This window comes from Streptomyces sp. NPDC088766 (genome assembly GCF_044750845.1).
GTDB lineage: Bacteria > Actinomycetota > Actinomycetes > Streptomycetales > Streptomycetaceae > Streptomyces.
Genome location: NZ_JBIVKQ010000017.1, coordinates 89,915 through 106,075 on the forward strand (window position 1 = coordinate 89,915; position 16,161 = coordinate 106,075).

Annotated in this window: 13 protein-coding genes; 4 read left to right on the forward strand and 9 right to left on the reverse strand. The window is 70.6% G+C overall.

All coding sequences use genetic code 11. The features are described from left to right. Positions 1-114 precede the first annotated feature (114 nt). Entirely contained in the window at positions 115-732 is a 618-nt protein-coding gene (locus tag ACIP5W_RS23365) for a hypothetical protein (protein WP_401476741.1), read from the forward strand. A gap of 391 nt (positions 733-1,123) precedes the next feature. Here the strand turns inward: ACIP5W_RS23365 and ACIP5W_RS23370 are convergent, their stop codons facing one another. From ACIP5W_RS23370 to ACIP5W_RS23380, 3 genes are all read right to left on the reverse strand, one after another. Beyond that, positions 1,124-1,762, reverse strand: coding sequence for a hypothetical protein (locus tag ACIP5W_RS23370; protein ID WP_401476744.1), 639 nt, complete (start codon positions 1,760-1,762; stop codon positions 1,124-1,126). A 68-nt stretch (positions 1,763-1,830) separates the two neighbouring features. Further along, positions 1,831-2,532 carry a ribonuclease HII gene (locus ACIP5W_RS23375; RefSeq protein ID WP_401476747.1) on the reverse strand — a complete coding sequence of 234 codons (702 nt, stop codon included), beginning with the start codon at positions 2,530-2,532 and terminating at the stop codon, positions 1,831-1,833. A 234-nt stretch (positions 2,533-2,766) separates the two neighbouring features. Beyond that, positions 2,767-3,390 carry a TetR/AcrR family transcriptional regulator gene (locus tag ACIP5W_RS23380; protein WP_401476750.1) on the reverse strand — a complete coding sequence of 208 codons (624 nt, stop codon included), beginning with the start codon at positions 3,388-3,390 and terminating at the stop codon, positions 2,767-2,769. A 238-nt stretch (positions 3,391-3,628) separates the two neighbouring features. On the opposite strand from ACIP5W_RS23380, the gene ACIP5W_RS23385 reads away from it, so the two are divergent. Further along, the gene (locus ACIP5W_RS23385) at positions 3,629-5,179 is read left to right on the forward strand and encodes an MFS transporter (RefSeq protein ID WP_401476753.1); all 1,551 of its coding nucleotides are present in this window, start codon (positions 3,629-3,631) and stop codon (positions 5,177-5,179) included. 365 nt (positions 5,180-5,544) lie between these two features. On the opposite strand, the gene ACIP5W_RS23390 is transcribed toward ACIP5W_RS23385, so the two are convergent. From ACIP5W_RS23390 to ACIP5W_RS23400, 3 genes are all read right to left on the reverse strand, one after another. Then, positions 5,545-6,450: an ADP-ribosylglycohydrolase family protein gene (locus tag ACIP5W_RS23390; protein ID WP_401476756.1), complete on the reverse strand. Its 906-nt coding sequence runs from the start codon at positions 6,448-6,450 to the stop codon at positions 5,545-5,547. Continuing rightward, on the reverse strand, positions 6,440-7,120 hold the full coding sequence (locus tag ACIP5W_RS23395) for a histidine phosphatase family protein (protein WP_401476759.1): 681 nt from the start codon (positions 7,118-7,120) through the stop codon (positions 6,440-6,442). Before ACIP5W_RS23395 ends, ACIP5W_RS23390 begins: the two co-directional genes overlap by 11 nt. 121 nt (positions 7,121-7,241) lie before the next feature. Further along, complete coding sequence (locus tag ACIP5W_RS23400) at positions 7,242-7,847, reverse strand: YdbC family protein (RefSeq protein WP_401476762.1); 606 nt, start codon at positions 7,845-7,847, stop codon at positions 7,242-7,244. A gap of 153 nt (positions 7,848-8,000) precedes the next feature. Between ACIP5W_RS23400 and ACIP5W_RS23405 the strand changes: the two genes are divergently transcribed. Then, a complete protein-coding gene (locus ACIP5W_RS23405; protein WP_401476765.1) occupies positions 8,001-8,534 on the forward strand; it encodes a TerD family protein in 534 nt (177 codons plus the stop codon). A gap of 203 nt (positions 8,535-8,737) precedes the next feature. Here the strand turns inward: ACIP5W_RS23405 and ACIP5W_RS23410 are convergent, their stop codons facing one another. Together ACIP5W_RS23410 and nrdR are read right to left on the reverse strand one after the other, a co-directional pair. Then, positions 8,738-11,641 carry a vitamin B12-dependent ribonucleotide reductase gene (locus ACIP5W_RS23410; protein WP_401476768.1) on the reverse strand — a complete coding sequence of 968 codons (2,904 nt, stop codon included), beginning with the start codon at positions 11,639-11,641 and terminating at the stop codon, positions 8,738-8,740. A gap of 164 nt (positions 11,642-11,805) precedes the next feature. After that, positions 11,806-12,372 (reverse strand): transcriptional regulator NrdR, encoded by a 567-nt coding sequence (gene nrdR, locus ACIP5W_RS23415; RefSeq protein ID WP_401476771.1) that lies wholly within the window; start codon positions 12,370-12,372, stop codon positions 11,806-11,808. Between the two features lie 645 nt (positions 12,373-13,017). Here nrdR and lexA point away from each other — a divergent pair. Beyond that, entirely contained in the window at positions 13,018-13,797 is a 780-nt protein-coding gene (gene lexA / locus ACIP5W_RS23420) for a transcriptional repressor LexA (RefSeq protein WP_401476774.1), read from the forward strand. A gap of 220 nt (positions 13,798-14,017) precedes the next feature. Here lexA and ACIP5W_RS23425 read toward each other — a convergent pair whose 3' ends face one another. Then, positions 14,018-15,991: an ATP-dependent DNA helicase gene (locus tag ACIP5W_RS23425; protein WP_401476777.1), complete on the reverse strand. Its 1,974-nt coding sequence runs from the start codon at positions 15,989-15,991 to the stop codon at positions 14,018-14,020. Positions 15,992-16,161 lie beyond the last annotated feature (170 nt).

Here is a 16,161-nt window from a genome sequence, read left to right on the forward strand (position 1 = left end):
ATTGAGTTCCGCTCCCCGCACGGCTCGCCCGTGGTCCGGCAGGGCTCTGCTGCGGTGTGCGTGCCCCCGAATCCGACCCGCCCGCAGGTGTGGGCCGTAGCCGAAGGGAGGCTCGTGACCCTCGGATTCGCTCCGTCGTCGGCATCGCTGTCGACGTCCACGTCCGCCGCTTCCGCCAACCGCTTGCTCGAACCCGCGGAGTGGGCTTCGGCCGGCATTCCGCTGCTGCGCAACCCGCGGGAGGTCGTCAGCGGCCTGCACGCGCGTCATCTGCCGAAGCCGGCCACCGCGATCGTGGCCGTGCTCGATCCGGACGAACGGCTTCTGGCCAGCGCCTCGTTCACACGGCGCCAGGCGCAGGCCGACGGCTGGATGTTCCGCAACGCGCTGCTCGCCCAGCTGCGCCGGGTCATCCCGCACGATCTGCGGCGCCGCACGCCGGTGCGCACCGCCGTGCTGCTCTACTGCCGCGAGGGCGACGCACGCTGGACGGAGGAGGACGGTGCCTGGATGTGGGGTCTGCGTGACGCCTGCACCTTGCACGGGCTGCGCTGCGGGGCGTACATCACGCTGACCCAGGACGGCTGGCAGGTCCTCGGCGAGGGCCGCGGAGGCCGTCGTCCCCACGCCGGCTCACCGCCGGAGCCCTTCGCGCTGTCCGAGGCGCCGCCGCCGTTGCCGCGGACCGGCGGCGCAGCCTCGGAGGTGCTGCGCCGCGCGGCCGCGCGCTGAGGGCTGCCGACTTCCCCGCCGAGTCGGCAGAAACGATCCGCCTTCACCGGACAGCGGTCCCGAAGAACCGACTGCGCGGTGCCGCGTCGTACCGCACGACACCGGACGCCGGCACCGCGCATCACGCGTCGGCACCGAGTGTCACGCGTCGGCACGGCACATCACGATGTCGCGCGCGACGCATCATGACGCCCCCGAACGACGCCGCATCCCGGTTCGTCCGCCGTGCGAGGCCGGAGCCCGTGCGAGGCCGCGGCCACGCGCACGCCGAGGGGGCGCGCCCGGACTTACGGGTCCGCACGTCCGAAGACCGTCGCGAAGGTGCCGCGGGCGGCGCCTCCCCCCGCCCCGGGTGCTCTCCCGGACGACCGGGAGACGACCGGGAGCGGGCTCAGATGCCCGCGCCGAGCACCGAGTTGATCTGCTGCGGGTCACCGCAGACGATCAGCAGGGCACCGGCCCGGGCGCGAGCCGCCGGAAGGGCGGCGACGGCAGCGGGACCTCCGTTGACCGCGACGACGACCACGGGTCGCACCGCCGCCCGGTCCAGAGCGGAGGCATCGGCGTAGAAGACGTCGTCGCCCGAGTCGTGCTGCGCCCAGTAGGACGCCTCACCGAAGGACAGTTCGTGGGCGGCCCACGGGTGCTGTTCGCCGGTGGTGACCACCAGCACCTCACCCGGGGCGCGGCCCGACTCGAGCAGCAGATCGACGGCCTCCTCGGCGGCGTCCAGCGCCCCCGCGGCCGAAGCCGGGATCAGCTGGATCTGGGGAGTCGCCGAAGCGGGTACGGAAGGGGAAGCGGCAGGGGTGGCCGGGGCCGAAGGCCCGGGCACGGCGGCCGCATCGCGCGACGTGCGCTGCACGGGCGGCGTGGGCCGGACAGGACCAGGCCGACCGGGACGCGACGGAGCCGCGGGACGGGGACCGGGTACGGGTCGAGGGGTCGGCGCGGTGCGGCCACTGGCCGGAGTGGCGCGGGGACCCTGGGCACTCTCGTGAATCTGAGGCTCCTCGGGAATGAGAGGCATGGGCTGATGTCTATCAAACGGTGGTGCGGCTCGCGCCAGCGGGTGGCACATCAGTGCGAGCGGAATGGTCAGAAGTCGAAGCCGAGCTGGCCCTCGATCTCCGGCGCGCTTCCGTTCGCCCAGCTGCGGGCCTTCTTGAGGTGCCGCCACTGGGGCAGCGCATCAAGATACGCCCACGACAACCGGTGGTACGGGGTGGGGCCCCGCTCCTCCAGTGCGGCCTTGTGGACGGGCGACGGATACCCGGCGTTGTCCGCAAAACCGAAGTCTGCATGGTCGATACCCAGTTCGGCCATCATTTTGTCGCGCTGCACCTTGGCGAGCACCGAGGCCGCCGCGACGGCCACGCACGACTGATCGCCTTTGATCACCGTACGGACCCTCCAGGGGTCGCCGAGGTAGTCGTGCTTGCCGTCGAGGATCACCGCCTCGGGGCGCACCGGCAGGGCGTCCAGTGCACGCACCGCGGCGAGCCGCAGAGCGGCGGTCATCCCCAGGTCGTCGATCTCCTTTGGGGAGGCGTGCCCGAGGGCGTACGAGGTCACCCACTTCTTCAGTTCCACGGCAAGCTCGTTGCGACGCTTGACGGACAGGAGCTTGGAGTCGGTGAGGCCGACGGGGGGCCGGCGCAGTCCGGTGACCGCCGCGCAGACGGTGACGGGACCGGCCCACGCACCGCGCCCCACTTCGTCGACACCGGCGACGATCTTGGCTCCGGTCGTGGCGCGGAGGGAGCGCTCGACGGTGTGAGTGGGTGGTTCGTACGGCATGGCGGCCTTAGCCTACGCCGCCCGGATCCCCTCGCGACACCCCGGTCCGCAGGACCCCGCGCGCGATCACCGAAGGACTGGCGCCTGTCCGGCGAATCATGGCGCAGACGCGGGGCCCGGCACGCCCTCCCCGATCTTGCAACCGGACGCACCGGACCCCGCTCGCCCCGGCCGCAAGGCGCCGCCGGTCTCCTCCGACGTGACCCGCCGGACAGGCCCTGGCAGGCAGCTCGTTCAGCCCGCGTCCGGCCGCAGCAGCGGCAGCATGAACTGGTCGATCATCTCCTCGATCTCCCGGTCGCCCCATTCGCTGCCGCACATCTTGGAGCGGTACATCATCATGGCCGGAACGGCGTCCAGTACATAGCCGTTCGCCGCGTCGGAACGCACCTCGCCTCTTTCGATCCCGCGCCTGATGACCTCACGCAGAAGCTGAACGGTCGGTTCGACGACCCCCTCGAGGATCAGGGCGTGGAAGCGCTCCGCCTGATTCGGATCACACTCGTGAATGATCGAGCGCAGCGCGAAACCCGGCCGGGAGTACATGGCGTCGCGCGCCCGGCGCGTCAGGGCCAGCAGGTCCTCGCGCACGCTCCCCAGATCGGGCACCGCATCCAGTCTCGGCAGCCCGGCACGCAGGGCGTCGGCGACGAGGTCCTCCTTGGACGGCCAACGGCGGTACACGGCCGCCTTGCCGGTCTGGGCGCCGGCCGCCACTCCTTCCATCGTGAGGCCGTTCCACCCGACCGTGCCCAGTTGGTCCAGGGCGGCGTCGAGGATCGCGCGTTCGAGCACGACGCCGCGCCGACGGGAGGAGGCCGCCCGAGCGGGAGCGGCCGTCCAGCGCGAAGTAACCATCTGTATGTCTCCAGCGAGCAGAGTGAGCGGGCAGGGGCAATACGGGGAGCGGGGTCCGTTCGCAGGGGGAGAGAACGGAGAGCGGTTCGGGGAGGAGGTGGCGGCGCCCCGGGCGGCGCGGTGCGGGGCATGCCGACGGGAGACATCACAAGTGAACGCTTGCGTTCACTACCGAGGACTCACTACGGTTGGCGCGACAGTGAACGCCAGCGTTCACTAAGGCACTTGTGGGGGACCCATGGCGACAACCTCTCCATTGATTCAGGCCCAGAAACCGGGAGCGCCCCGCCGGGAGGGGCATCCCGGCCTCGCGCTCACCGTCATCGCGGCGTGCCAGCTCATGGTGGTACTCGACGCGACGATTGTGAACATCGCACTCCCGCACATTCAAGACGCGCTCGCATTCAGCACCACCGACCTCACCTGGGTGGTCAGCGCCTACACCCTCACCTTCGGCGGTCTGCTGCTGCTCGGCGCCCGCGCCGGTGACATCCTCGGCCGACGCCGGGTCTTCATGGCCGGCATCCTGCTGTTCACCTTCGCCTCGCTGCTCGGCGGTCTGGCCCAGGAACCCTGGCAGTTGCTGGCGGCACGCGCCCTCCAGGGAGTCGGAGGCGCCATCGCCTCGCCGACCTCGCTGGCACTCATCACCACCACCTTCCCCGAGGGCCCGGAACGGAACCGGGCCTTCGGAGTCTTCGCCGCGGTGTCCGCGGGCGGCGGAGCCATCGGCCTGCTCGCGGGCGGCATGCTCACCGAGTGGCTCGACTGGCGCTGGGTGCTGTTCGTCAACGTGCCCATCGGCGTCCTCATCGCCGTCCTCACTCCGGTGTACATCGGGGAGTCCGAACGGCACCCCGGGCGCTTCGACATCGCGGGCGCCCTCACCTCCACGGTGGGAATGGCGTCCCTGGTCTACGGCTTCATCCGGGCCGCCGAGAACGGCTGGCGGGACCGACTGACCCTCGCCGCCTTCGGGGTGGCCCTGGTGCTGCTGATCGCCTTCGTGTTCACGGAGATGCGCGCCAAGGAGCCGATCACCCCTCTGAGGATGTTCGCCGACCGCAATCGCTCCGGCACCTACGTGATCATGCTGAGTCTCGCTGCGGCCATGTTCGGCATGTTCTTCTACATCGTCCTGTTCGTGCAGAACGTGCTCGGCTACAGCCCGATCAGGGCAGGCCTCGCCTTCCTTCCCGTCACGGTCGCGATCGCCTTCGGCGCGGGTCTGTCGCAGCGGTTCCTGCCGGTCCTCGGCCCCAAGCCGTTCATGCTCACCGGCTCCTCGCTCGTGGTGGTCGGACTCGTCTGGCAGACCTTCATCAGCCCCGACAGCTCCTACCTCGGCGGGGTGCTCGGACCGATGGTGGTCTTCGGCTTCGGGATGGGCCTGAACTTCGTGACAGCCACGGTGACCGCCGTGGCCGGCGTCAGCCAGCACGAGGCGGGCGCCGCGTCCGGCCTGCTCAACGCCACGCAGCAGGTGGGTGGTTCGATCGGACTGGCCCTTCTGACCACCGTCTTCGGCTCGGCCGGCACCGCCGAGGCGGAGAAGCAGCTGCCGAAGTTCTTGGCCGAGGGATCGGCGGAGCAGAAGGCCGAGTTCGCGGCGTCCGGGCAGTTGCCCGCTCCATGGGGACACGAGGTACTCGCCCACGGGATCTCGGCAGCCTTCGTACCGGCCGCCGCCATGGCCGCGCTCGCCGTGGTGATCTCCGCACTGGTCATCCGGGTCCGCAAGAGCGACCTGGAGGCACTGTCGGGCACGGCGGGCCCCATGGTCGGCTGACCGCGAGGACCCCCGGGCAGGCCGCGGACCGGCGTCGACGCACCTCGTGGGCGCGCGTCCGCGGCCGCTCGCCCGGCCCCTCGCCCCGCCCCGGTCGATGCGCCCCCGCCCGCCGAGCACCCCGTACGCAACGACGGACAGCGTCACGACCGCCCACATCACGAACCTCACGCCCACCCCGCCTCCGTCCAGCCGCTCGACAGCCTCCCCGCTCCCGGGCTCACCGATCGCGGGCTCACCGATCGCAGGGCGAATACCCGGACAACGCGCGAGCGGTCACGCAGAGTTCCCGTCGAACACGAAGAGTTCACCTGGGCGGGTGGTGGGTGAGGGCAGAGAACACTCGGTGGTACGGGCGGTAGCGCTCAGGACGCGGAGGGGACCCACCCCGGCAGGGCCTCCGCCTGCTCCGCCCAGGTGGCGGGAGGTGCCCCGGCCTTTCCGGAGGCGATGACGCCGCCGACGATGGCGCAGGTCGTGTCCACGTCCCCGCCGGCCTGAGCGGTGGTCCAGAAGGCCTCCTCGTAGTCGCCGAGGGAGCGGGCGGCGGACCAGAGCGCGAACGGCACGGTGTCGTGGGCCGTCGTACGCCGGCCGCAGCCCAGCACCGCCGCGACGGTGCCGGCGTCGTCGTAGTCGAGCATGTCCCGGGCACGGCGCAGCCCTGCCGTCACGGCGCTCCTGGGGATGAGGCCGATGACGCCCTCCAGGAGGGCGTCGGCGCCGGGCGGACCTCCCGGCGCACCGGCCAGCGCGGCGGCCGCGGCGACGGCCATGGCGCCGACCACGGCCTCCCGGTGCTGGTGCGTGGGGTAGGCGGAGATCTCGGCCTGGTGGGTGGCCTGCTCGGGATCGTCGGCGTACCAGGCGCCCAGGGGGGCGATCCGCATGGCGGCGCCGTTGCCCCAGGAGCCCTGGCCGTTGAACAGGGCGGCTGCGAGTTCGCGCCAGTCGCCGCCTTCCCGGACCAGTCTCAGCAGCCGGTTGACCGCGGGGCCGTAGCCGCGGTCGAAGTCGTGGTGCGCGGCGAAGGAGTGGGCCAGGGCGTCCTGGTCGATGCGCTGGTGGGCGGCCAGGACGGCGACGACGGAGCAGGCCATCTCGGTGTCGTCCGTCCACTGCCAGGGTCCCGGCGGCAGTTCGCGGTGCTTCAGCAGCGGGTAATTGGCCGGCACGAAGAACTGTGAGCCCAGCGCGTCCCCCACCGCGAGTCCGCGCAGCGCTGCCAGGGCGCGCCCCAGGCGTCCCTCGGGGGAGGAGTCAACGGTCATCGCTCTGCCACTCTCCAGTGATCCCGTACGGCTCCGGAACTCGCCACCGGTCGAACGGCCGGTCGAGGGAGTACTTGCCGTCGTCCCCGAGAACGAGCATCCGCATCTCGGCGTTCCCGGGATTCGACAGCGACTCGAATTCGGCGACCGTCCAGTGGAACCAGCGCATGCAGAACAGTCGCATGGCCAGGCCGTGCGTCACGATCAGCACGTTCGGCGGGTGGTCGGGGGCCTCGAAACTGCGGAACAGGCTCTCCAGGAAGCCGCCGACCCGGTCGTACACGTCCGCCCCGCTCTCGCCCTGGGCGAAGCGGTAGAAGAAGTGCCCGTAGGCGTCGCGGTAGGCCTTCTGGAGGCGGACGTCGTCGCGGTCCTGCCAGTTCCCCCAGTCCTGCTCGCGCAGCCGGGGTTCCTCCCGCACGCGTATGAGGTCGGGGTCGAGGTGGAAGGCGCGGAGGGTCTCATGGGTGCGTCGGTAGGGCGAGACGTACACGCTGACCTGCTCGTCGCCGAACACCTCCCGCAGTCTCCTGCCCGTCTCCTCCGCCTGGTGCCGGCCCCGCTCGGTCAGGGCCAGCGCGTGGTCGGGTTCACGCTCGTAGACGGTGTCATCAACATTGCCCGTTGACTCCCCGTGCCGGACAAGGACGATGCGCCGTGGTCTTGCCATGCGAAAACACTAGATCGAGTGGCGGCCGATCGAGCACTCGTACGGCCTCCATACGGCGTAGGTCACACGAATTCCCGCACCCGGGAGGTACGTCGGTGCGCGCGGTCGGGGAATCCGGATCTCACACCGTCCAGGTGGACTCCAGCTCCACGATGTCGCCGGTCATGGCCGAGACGTCCGCTTCCGTCTGGGCACGCAGGGCGAGCCGTTCCACTCGCTCGGTGCGGTACTTGCCGTGCTCGGCCTGCGAGCGCCACATCGACAGGACGAGGAACTCGTGTCCCGGCGCCTCCGCGAACAGCCCGCGGACCATGCCGGGTGATCCCGCCATGGCCGGGTTCCACACCTTCTCCTGCATCAGGGTGAAGTGTTCGGCGCGTTCCTCGTGGACCCGGCACAGGGCCACCCGGACCAGGTCGGAGTCGGTGAAGCGGGGCTCGAAGCCCGTCTTCACGTCGAAGCGGTAGTCGAACAGGCGGACCTGGGCGTCCTTGAAGGTGCCCGCCTGGGCGGTCGCGAGCCGGTCGTGGGAGCGCGCCATGAAGGAGTCGTAGAAGGCTCGGCTCTCCCAGAAGGCGAAGACATGCGCGACCGAGGGCCGTGCCCTGCTCCAGCCCCCGCCCTGTCCCCGAAATCCCGGCTCCCCCAGAAGCCCCGCCCACTTTCGCTGCCCCCGCTCGAACCCGCGACGGTCCACCACGGTGCAGCGAATCCACTTGACCAGCACCGCGCCATGGTACGGCCGACGGGGTGGCGTCGGTCACTCCTGGGCACCAGGCACTCGTGCGGGCTACCGCACGCGCGTGGCAGGATGGACAACCGGCCCCGAAGAGCGGCCAGTTCGGCGCGACAGCAGACGGGGACGGGGAGGGGAAGATCGGTGAACGGCCTCAACAAGGGGATCCGCAAGGTCGAGATGGCGCTGAGGTGGGACCCGAGTCCGGCGGGTGAGCCACCCACCGACCTGGACATCGTGGCCGGCACCTACCTCGCGGACGCCCCGGGGGGCGAGCCCGCCTACGTGGTGCACTTCGACAGCCGCTCCCCCGACGGCACCATCACGCTCAACCGTGACAGCACGGACGGCAGGGGCTTCGGCTGGGACGAGGTCATGACACTCGAACTCGACCGGCTGGATGCCCGGTACGCGCGCGTGGTGGTCGGCGTCGTCATCCAGCAGCGTCCCGGGGAACGGACCTTCGTCAGCGTGCGCAATCCGGCCTTCCGGATACGCGAGGGTTACACCGTGCTGGCCGAGGACGACTTCGGCGGCGTGCTCGGCGCGACGGCGGCCACGGTCGCGGAGTTCGTGCGCGACCCGGTCGACGGCTGGTCGCTCCACGACGGCGTGCAGGGCTACGAGGACGACCCGGCGGCCTTCACCAGGATCATGGGCCGACTGCGCCGGTCCTGAACGCCGGTGGGACACGGAGTGAGCGGGTGGAGCCGAGGTCCGGCTCCACCCGCTCACTCCGTCCCGGCCGAGGTCTCCGGGAGGTCCGCAGCTCCGGGTCCCGCACCACCTAACGCCGAGAGCGGTGGAGCCCGAAACCTGCTCCACCGCTCTCGCCGGGTCATTCACCCCGGGCAGGCCCTACCGCCCGGGGCCGCCCGGTATCAGCTGCAACCGCTGGTCGAGCCGCAGCCCTCGCAGATGTAGCAGGAACCGGCGCGCTGCATCTTCGTGCCGCAGGAGAAGCACAGCGGGGCGTCGGCGTGGATGCCCAGCTGCATCTCCACCAGCTCGGCGCTGGTGTGGGCCTGCTTCGGGGCCGGCTTGGCGGCCTCCACCTCGGCCTTCGGCGTGGCCACGGCCTTCAGGTCCTGGGCGCGCGGGGCCGACTGGGCCAGACCCTCGACGTCGACGTCCTCCTCGGACGGCTCGTAAGAACCGGTCTCGAGGTGCCGCTGGCGCTCCTCGGCGGAGTGGATGCCGAGCGCGGAGCGCGTCTCGAAGGGCAGGAAGTCGAGCGCCAGGCGGCGGAAGATGTAGTCGACGATCGACTGGGCCATCCGCACGTCCGGGTCGTCCGTCATACCGGCCGGCTCGAAGCGCATGTTGGTGAACTTCGAGACGTACGTCTCCAGCGGCACGCCGTACTGGAGTCCGACGGAGACCGCGATGGAGAAGGCGTCCATCATGCCGGCGAGCGTCGAGCCCTGCTTGGACATCTTCAGGAAGACCTCGCCGAGACCGTCGTCCGGGTAGGAGTTGGCGGTCATGTAGCCCTCGGCGCCACCGACCGTGAACGACGTCGTGATGCCGGGACGGCCCTTGGGGAGACGCTTGCGGACCGGGCGGTACTCGACCACCTTCTCGACCGCGGTGCGGATGGTGTCCTCGGCCCTCTCGGTGATCTCGGCCTTCTCCTGCTCCTTGGTGTCCTTCGTCTTCGCGGAGAGGGGCTGGCCGACCTTGCAGTTGTCGCGGTAGATCGCGAGCGCCTTGACGCCGAGCTTCCAGGCCTCGAAGTAGATCTCCTCGACCTCCTCGACGGTCGCCGTCTCCGGCATGTTGACCGTCTTGGAGATGGCGCCGGAGATCCACGGCTGGATCGCGGCCATCATGCGGACGTGGCCCATCGGGGAGATGGCGCGCTCGCCCATGGCGCAGTCGAACACCTCGTAGTGCTCGTGCTTGAGGCTGGGGGCGTCGATCACATTGCCGTGTTCGGCGATGTGGGCGACGATCGCCTCGATCTGCTCCTCCTGGTAGCCCAGGCGGCGCAGGGCCTGCGGCACGGTGCCGTTGACGATCTGCATCGAGCCGCCGCCGACCAGCTTCTTGAACTTGACCAGGGCGAGGTCGGGCTCGACACCGGTGGTGTCGCAGGACATCGCCAGACCGATGGTGCCGGTCGGGGCGAGCACGGACGCCTGGGAGTTGCGGAAGCCGTTCTTCTCGCCGAGGTGCAGCACGTCCTGCCAGGCCTCGGTGGCGGCGGCCCAGACGGGGCTGTCCAGGTCGTCGATGCCGACGGCCTTCTGGTTGGCGTCGGAGTGCTGCTTCATGACGCGGTTGTGGGCGTCGGCGTTGCGGGCGTAGCCGTCGTAGGGGCCGACGACCGCGGCCAGCTCGGAGGAGCGGCGGTAGGCCGTACCCGTCATCAGGGAGGTGATGGCGCCGGCCAGCGAGCGGCCGCCGTCCGAGTCGTACGCGTGGCCGGTCGCCATCAGCAGGGCGCCGAGGTTGGCGTAGCCGATGCCGAGCTGGCGGAACGCGCGCGTGTTCTCGCCGATCTTCTGGGTCGGGAAGTCCGCGAAGCAGATGGAGATGTCCATCGCGGTGATGACCAGCTCGACGACCTTCTGGAAGCGGTCGGCCTCGAAGGACTGGCTGCCCCGGCCGTCGTCCTTCAGGAACTTCATCAGGTTCAGCGAGGCGAGGTTGCAGGACGTGTTGTCCAGGTGCATGTACTCGCTGCACGGGTTCGACGCGGTGATCCGGCCGGACTCGGGGCAGGTGTGCCAGGTGTTGATGGTGTCGTCGTACTGGATGCCCGGGTCGGCGCAGGCCCAGGCGGCTTCGGCGATCTTGCGGAAGAGCGACTTGGCGTCGACCTCCTCGATCACGTCACCGGTCATCCGCGCGCGCAGGCCGAACTTGCCGCCCTGCTCGACGGCCTTCATGAACTCGTCGTTGACGCGGACGGAGTTGTTGGCGTTCTGGTACTGGACGGACGTGATGTCGTCGCCGCCCAGGTCCATGTCGTAACCCGCGTCGCGCAGGACGCGGATCTTCTCCTCCTCCTTGACCTTGGTCTCGATGAAGTCCTCGATGTCGGGGTGATCCACGTCGAGGACGACCATCTTGGCGGCGCGGCGGGTGGCACCACCGGACTTGATGGTGCCGGCGGAGGCGTCGGCGCCGCGCATGAAGGAGACCGGGCCGGAGGCGTTGCCGCCGGAGGAGAGCAGCTCCTTGGAGGAGCGGATGCGGGAGAGGTTCAGGCCGGCGCCGGAGCCGCCCTTGAAGATCATGCCCTCTTCCTTGTACCAGTCGAGGATCGACTCCATGGAGTCGTCGACGGACAGGATGAAGCAGGCCGAGACCTGCTGGGGCTGCGGCGTGCCGACGTTGAACCAGACGGGGCTGTTGAAGCTGAAGATCTGGTGCAGGAGGGCGTACGCCAGCTCGTGCTCGAAGATCTCGGCGTCGGCGGGCGACGTGAAGTACTTGTGGTCCTCGCCGGCCTTCCGGTAGGTCTTCACGATGCGGTCGATCAGCTGCTTGAGGCTGACCTCGCGCTGCGGGGTGCCGACGGCACCCCGGAAGTACTTGCTGGTGACGATGTTGACCGCGTTCACCGACCAGAAGTCGGGGAACTCGACGCCACGCTGCTCGAAGTTGACCGAGCCGTCGCGCCAGTTGGTCATGACGACGTCACGGCGCTCCCAGGCCACCTCGTCATACGGGTGCACGCCGGGGGTCGTGTGGATGCGCTCGATACGCAGGCCCTTGGTCGCCTTGGCGCCCTTGGCTCGGGAACCCCGTGCCGGACCGCTCGCCGTCTCTGTCATGCCGCCTCCCTGTACGGGCGAAAACGCCCTGAAATGCCACGCTGTTCCCGTGACACGGTGTTCTGTCTTGTGCTGCGGGCACCACCACTCGTCACGCCCGCAGCAGGTCTCGTCCGCCGCCGCCCGGCCCGGTCCGGAGCCTGCGTCCCGGTTCCGGCCCGCGGTCAGTCGGCGGAGTGGGCGGGCTCGGGGACCTGGACGGTCCCTCCGCGCCCGCGGTCGTCCTCCCGGCCCCCCGCGACAGCGCCTGCCGTCTCCTCGCGGTCGCCGTCGTCCGCGTCGGGGTGCCGTGCCTGCCTGAGTTCCGCGATCGCGGCCTCGAAGTCGTCGAGCGAGTCGAACGCCCGGTAGACGGAGGCGAACCGCAGATAGGCGACGAGGTCCAGCTCCTGCAACGGGCCGAGTATGGCCAGCCCCACGTCGTGGGTGGTCAGCTCGGCGCTCCCGGTGGCCCGCACGGCTTCCTCGACCCGCTGACCGAGCTGGGCGAGCGCGTCCTCCGTGACGGGCCGCCCCTGGCAGGCCTTGCGCACGCCGTTGATGACCTTGGTGCGGCTGAAGGGCTCGGTGACCCCGGACCGCTTGACCACCATGAGCGAGCACGTCTCCACGGTCGTGAAACGACGGGAGCAGTCAGGGCACTGGCGGCGCCTGCGGATCGACGTGCCGTCGTCGGTCGTACGGCTGTCGACGACACGGCTGTCGGGGTGCCTGCAGAAGGGGCAGTGCATGATCCATCCCTCCTCACGGCAGTCTCCATGGCCTCGCGGGCCTCACGGGCCCCTCGAAGCAGCCCCCAGCATAGGTGATCCCGGAGGGTGCGAAGTCCCGGGGGAACACAACTTGTGGGCTGCGGGGGACATCCAACCACTAGATGTAGGGCTTGGCTTATTCACCCAGGCCGTGTCGCGTGTCGCGCCGACGGCCCTCACAGGACGCGTTCCGGCGGTCACGGCGAGCACACGGAACCGGCCGTGCTCGGACCGCCGCACACGCGCGCGTACGGCCATGTCGCCGTGCGCGTACGGCCGCGCGGTCACCCGCGCACGACCGGGCCGCCGGGCCGCCGGGCCGCGCACGGGGATACCGTGAGCGCCGGGGGGAGGAGAGGTGGGGCTCTCGCACAGAGCCGGGCCCGGCCCCCGGCCCGCCGCGGCGTGAATGGCAGACTGGGGCCACCCCTCGCAAGGCGATCGGCTCCGGCGGCGAAGAGTACAACAAGCACCTCTTGCGTCCGGCGGGCAGCGCGTCAGCTATACACCCCGACACATGATCAAGTCAGGCTATCCAGGCTTTTTCACTCGAACGTGTGTTTGGCGCAACCTTTCGAAAGCAACTACCGTTGTGCAGCAGGGAGACAACCGAGAGGGGCCGACGTGACCACCACCGCAGACAGTGCCACCATCACTGCCCAGGACCGCTCCCAGGGCCGACTCGAGCCGGTGCACGCGATGAACGAACCCGTGAACCCGGAGGGGCACAAGCGCTCACTGCCGGGCCGACCTCCAGGCATCCGGGCGGACAGCTCGGGGCTCACCGACCGTCAGCGGCGGGTGATCGAGGTCATCCGGGATTCCGTGCAGCGGCGCGGATACCCGCCGTCGATGCGGGAGATCGGCCAGGCGGTCGGCCTGTCCAGCACCTCGTCGGTCGCACACCAGCTGATGGCACTGGAGCGCAAGGGCTTCCTGCGCCGTGACCCGCACCGTCCCCGCGCGTACGAGGTGCGCGGGTCCGACCAGGCCACGGCGGTGCAGCCCACGGACACCGCCGGCAAGCCCGCCGCGTCCTACGTCCCGCTGGTCGGCCGGATCGCCGCCGGTGGCCCGATCCTCGCCGAGGAGTCGGTGGAGGACGTCTTCCCGCTGCCCCGGCAGCTCGTCGGCGACGGTGAGCTGTTCGTGCTCAAGGTTGTCGGTGACTCGATGATCGAGGCCGCGATCTGCGACGGCGACTGGGTCACCGTCCGCCGCCAGCCGGTCGCGGAGAACGGCGACATCGTGGCCGCCATGCTGGAGGGCGAGGCCACCGTGAAGCGCTTCAAGCGCGAGGACGGCCATGTGTGGCTGCTCCCGCACAACGCCGCGTACGAGCCGATCCCCGGCGACGACGCGACCATCCTCGGCAAGGTGGTGGCCGTTCTGCGCCGCGTCTGAGCGCGGCGGCGGACGGGCCTCCTCGACCGCCCCCCTGACTGGGCCCCGGGATCCCTGCGCCGGTTCCGGGGCCCTGTGCTGTCCGGGCGCCGGTCGGTCCCGCGCCGTCCAGGGCCCGGTCGCTCCTGCGCCGTGGGGCGGTCCGGTCACCGGTCGGACCCGTCGGGACGCAAGGGGGCCTGTCCTCACGGGGACAGGCCCCCTTCTCATGGCCCCGCGCCTATGCGTCGGCCTGCTTCGCGGCCGCGTCGATCGCCGCCAGCGACCTGCGGACCTGGTTCGGGTCCGTCGTGAACCAGAAGTCGGGCATCGAAGCCTTCAGATAGCTGCCGTAGCGGGCCGTGGCGAGCCGCTGGTCCAGCACGGCGACGACTCCGCGGTCGCCCGACGCGCGGACGAGCCGGCCGGCGCCCTGGGCCATCAGCAGCGCGGCGTGGGTGGCGGCGACCGCCATGAAGCCGTTGCCGCCGGCCTCCTCGACCGCCTTCTGGCGCGCGCTCATCAAGGGGTCGTCCGGACGCGGGAAGGGGATCTTGTCCATCACCACCAGCTGACAGCTCGGGCCGGGCACGTCGACCCCCTGCCAGAGCGACAGCGTGCCGAAGAGGCAGGTCTCCGGGTCCGCCGCGAAGTTCTTGATCAGCTCCCCGAGCGTCTCCTCGCCCTGCAACAGGATCGGGAACTCGGGGATGCGGGCGCGCAGCTCCTCCGCGGCCAACTGGGCGGCGCGCATCGAGGAGAAGAGACCGAGGGTGCGTCCGCCGGCCGCCTGGATCAGCTCCGTCAGCTCGTCCAGCATGTCCGCGCGGTCGCCGTCGCGCGCGGGACGGGCCAGGTGCTTGGCGACGTACAGGATGCCCTGCTTGGGGTAGTCGAAGGGGGAGCCGACGTCGATGCCCTTCCACTGGGGGACGTCCTCGCCCTGGGTGCCCTCCGGGGCGAGCCCCATGGAGGCGCCCACGCCGTTGAAGTCGCCGCCCAGCTTCAGTGTCGCCGAGGCCAGGATCACGGAACGGTCCGCGAAGAGCTTCTCGCGCAGCAGGCCCGAGACGTTCATGGGGGCGACGCGCAGGGAGGCGCCGAAGCGGTCGTGCCGCTCGTACCAGACGACGTCGTACTCGGAGCCGTTCACGAGGCGCTCCGCCACGTCGTGGACGCTCTCCACCGACGCCAGCGCCTGCTTGCGGACCGAGTCCTCGTCCTGGACGGACTTGTCGCGGGTCGCGCCGATCGCGGAGATCACCGTGCGGGCGGCGTCGCGCAGCGCCATGAGGACGTAGCCGAGGTCTTCCGGGATCTCTTCCAGACGGCCCGGGAGGGCCAGCTCCATCAGCCGCTCGAAGCCCTCGGCCGCGGTCTGGAGCTGATCGGCCGCCTTCTCGTCGACGAGCTTCGCGGCGCGGCGTACGGCCCTGTTGACCTGGCCCGCGGTCAGCTCGCCGGTGGCGACGCCGGTGACCCGCGAGACCAGCTCGTGGGCCTCGTCGACGATCAGCACCTCGTGCTGGGGAAGGACGGGAGCGCCCTCGATGGCGTCGATGGCCAGCAGGGCGTGGTTGGTGACGACGACCTCGGCCAGTTTGGCCCGCTCGCGGGCCATCTCCGCGAAGCACTCGGCGCCGTACGCGCACTTCGTGGCGCCGAGGCACTCGCGGGACGAGACCGAGACCTGGCCCCAGGCGCGGTCGGAGACGCCGGGGGTCAGGTCGTCCCGGTCGCCGTCCTCCGTCTCGTCGGCCCAGTCGCGCAGCCTCAGCAGGTCCTGGCCCAGCTTGCTGGTGGGCGCGGCGGCCTCGAACTGGTCGAAGAGGCCGTCCTCCTCGTCCTGGGGCATGCCCTCGTGCAACCGGTGCAGGCACAGGTAGTTCGACCGGCCCTTGAGCATCGCGAACTCCGGTCGGCGGCGCAGCAGCGGATGCAGCGCGTCGACCGTGCGCGGCAGATCGCGCTCCACCAGCTGGCGTTGCAGTGCCAGGGTGGCGGTCGCCACGACGACCCTCTCCCCGTGCGCGAGCGCGGGCACGAGGTACCCCAGCGACTTGCCGGTGCCGGTGCCGGCCTGGACCAGCAGATGGGATCCGTCGTCGATCGCCTCCGCGACGGCTTCGGCCATGGTCACCTGGCCGGGGCGCTCCGTGCCGCCTACGGCGGCGACGGCGGCGTGCAGGAGTTCGGGGAGTGAGGGCTTCGTCATAGCGCGACCACCCTACGGGGCGGCACTGACAAAGGTGTGGTCACGGGGGACGGGAGCGACGCGATCAAGACGGTGGGCCTCCCGGTGGGCGGGACGGGGTGCCGGTTTCGGCACGCGAGTGACCGATCGGGACCGGATGGGGACGGCCGCTGACCGGACAGCTCGCCAGG

Coding starts and splice junctions, on each gene's coding strand:
- nrdR (WP_401476771.1), bottom strand. CDS start 12,372: ATGCACTGCCCCTTCTGCAGGCACCCCGACAGCCGTGTCGTCGACAGC.
- ACIP5W_RS23380 (WP_401476750.1), bottom strand. CDS start 3,390: ATGGTTACTTCGCGCTGGACGGCCGCTCCCGCTCGGGCGGCCTCCTCC.
- ACIP5W_RS23395 (WP_401476759.1), bottom strand. CDS start 7,120: ATGGCAAGACCACGGCGCATCGTCCTTGTCCGGCACGGGGAGTCAACG.
- ACIP5W_RS23370 (WP_401476744.1), bottom strand. CDS start 1,762: ATGCCTCTCATTCCCGAGGAGCCTCAGATTCACGAGAGTGCCCAGGGT.
- ACIP5W_RS23375 (WP_401476747.1), bottom strand. CDS start 2,532: ATGCCGTACGAACCACCCACTCACACCGTCGAGCGCTCCCTCCGCGCC.
- ACIP5W_RS23385 (WP_401476753.1), top strand. CDS start 3,629: ATGGCGACAACCTCTCCATTGATTCAGGCCCAGAAACCGGGAGCGCCC.
- ACIP5W_RS23425 (WP_401476777.1), bottom strand. CDS start 15,991: ATGACGAAGCCCTCACTCCCCGAACTCCTGCACGCCGCCGTCGCCGCC.
- ACIP5W_RS23410 (WP_401476768.1), bottom strand. CDS start 11,641: ATGACAGAGACGGCGAGCGGTCCGGCACGGGGTTCCCGAGCCAAGGGC.
- ACIP5W_RS23390 (WP_401476756.1), bottom strand. CDS start 6,450: ATGACCGTTGACTCCTCCCCCGAGGGACGCCTGGGGCGCGCCCTGGCA.